The organism is Achromobacter sp. 1014246743 (assembly GCF_059760725.1).
In genome coordinates this window covers 1-1,986 of the sequence record NZ_JCBANA010000140.1, presented here as the reverse complement: position 1 = coordinate 1,986, position 1,986 = coordinate 1, and the positions used below count along the sequence as shown (strand labels likewise).

Genomic DNA, 1,986 nt, shown 5'->3' with positions numbered 1-1,986 from the left:
GTCCGCCCCGCCCTGCTGCAGGCCGGCGACGATGCCCAGGCCCTGGCCGGTGTGCAGCCGCAGCGCGCCCATCACCGCCAGGTTCTGGTCCTTGCCGGCCGACCAGTGCACGGCCTCCCCGGCCGTCACTTGCAGGTGCTTGGCCGCGACCTGCGCCAGCCCGGCGCGCGCAGCCATCAGCACGACGGGATCGGTGGGGTGCGGCACTTTGCCTGGCGCCGCCTGCGTGTGCCTGGCCGCGGCATCGCCGCGGGCGCCATCCAGGCTGTCGCCCGCGACCGTGCCCGAGACGGTGCGGTGCATGGCCGCCAGCGGCGCCTTGTCGCCATCGAGCACGCTGGCCTGCGGCCCCTTGGTGCCCAGCGCCGTGGCCAGCCGCAGGCCCTGGTGGGCACCGACCACGCTGTCCAGCGAACGCGCCATCTGCTCGGTCTGGCTGGCCAGCGCCTGCACGCCTGCCGCATCGCCCACGGCGCTGGCGTTGCCGCCGGTGGCGCTGTAGGTCGACAGCAGCACGCCCGCGCCGCCGCGCACGGCGCCGTAGGCGTCGGTGCGCAGTTCGGCGCCCACGCCGCGCAGGCCGCCGCGGTAGTTGCCGGCCTGATGGATGAGATGGCCCAGGTTCAGTTCCGAGGCCTCCTGGCTGCTCTTGACCTGCATGCGCAGCTGGCCGTCGGTGTCGTCGAACACGATCTGGTTGTAGCCCGCGCCGCCGAATTCCTTGCTCTTGAAGCCGGTCAGCGCGGCCGCGTTGCGGTGGTTGTCTTCGCCTGCGGCCGCGCCGTGCCAGGCCGGCGCGTTGCCCGCGGCCAGGTTGGCCTGGGCGCTGGGCGCGTTGTCGCGCGCGGCGGCGTAGACCTGCGTATCGGCCGCGCTGCCAGCGCGCCCGCCCGGCGTGGCGGGCGTGCCGCCTTCGCCGCGGCCGTTGTACAGCGCGCCCACCACGATGGGCTGGTCGATGTCGTCGTCCAGGAAGCGCACCAGCACCTCTTGCCCGATGCGCGGCACGAAGCTAATGCCCATGCCGGCGCCGGACTGGCGCTGCGCCACGCGTACCCAGCGGCTGCTGGCCTCGCCGTCCCGGCTGCCCGCCTGCCAATGGAATCTGATGCGCACGTCGCCGCGCTTGTTGCGCAGGATCTCGTCGCTTTGCCTGGGTTGCGTGCCGCCTTCGGCGTCGGTGACCACGGCGGTGTGCACGCCGTGAACCGAGGGCGCGCCGCCCAGGCGGGCGCCGCGGGATTCCGGCAAGGCTGGGCGCCAGGGGCGGTCGCAGCGCACGGCTTGGAAGCGGTTGGCGTAGCCGACCTCGCGGGCCTTGGCCAGGACGGCGGGGTCGGGGGAGATCGAGTCCTCGGCAAGCGATTGCTCTCTTGCCGCTTCATCCGGCGCGGCAATCGCCTCGCCATCCAGCGTCAGATACGCATCCAGCCCGCCCAGCCGCTGCGCCAGCGACGCCCGCGTTTCGGGCGGCAGGTTGTTGATGCCCACGTGCTCGATCCAGTCCAGCGCGAAGACCGGCTCGAACCCGGCCTCGCCCGTCGGGCCCAGCGAGGACATGTCCTGCAATGTGAAGCGCGTGCCCGAGCGGAACGTGCGCACCACGCCACGCCCGGCGAAGGTCTCGGCGCGGGCGCGCACGGCCTCGCGCGCCAGTTCCGCCTGGCGGCGGGCCTGGGCCTCGTTGGCAAAACCGCCGTGGCCGGCAATGTCGTACCAATCCAGCCCCGCTGCATCGTCCTGCCCGTTGGCCGCGTGGACCCGCGCCTGCGCGGCCACGGCGCGCTTGCCGCTGTCGTGCCAGCCCAGCACCGTGATGCTGTCGGGCGTGCGGCGGCGCTGGCGCACCAGGGCCTGCACGGTGTCGCGCGATTCGGTGGCGCTGGCGCGCTGGAACCGCACGCCGCCGCTGGACGACTCCGCGTCTTCGGCCAGGGCACGGCTGTCGGCAAAAATCTGCACCACGTGGCGCGCCGGCACCTCGGC

1 protein-coding gene is annotated in these 1,986 nt (G+C 73.8%); it reads right to left on the bottom strand.

Translation table 11 applies throughout. The annotated features are described in order from the left end of the window. On the bottom strand, positions 1-1,986 hold a 1,986-nt coding region (locus AC6LJ2_RS29970; RefSeq protein ID WP_498152751.1), incomplete at both ends, for a type VI secretion system Vgr family protein.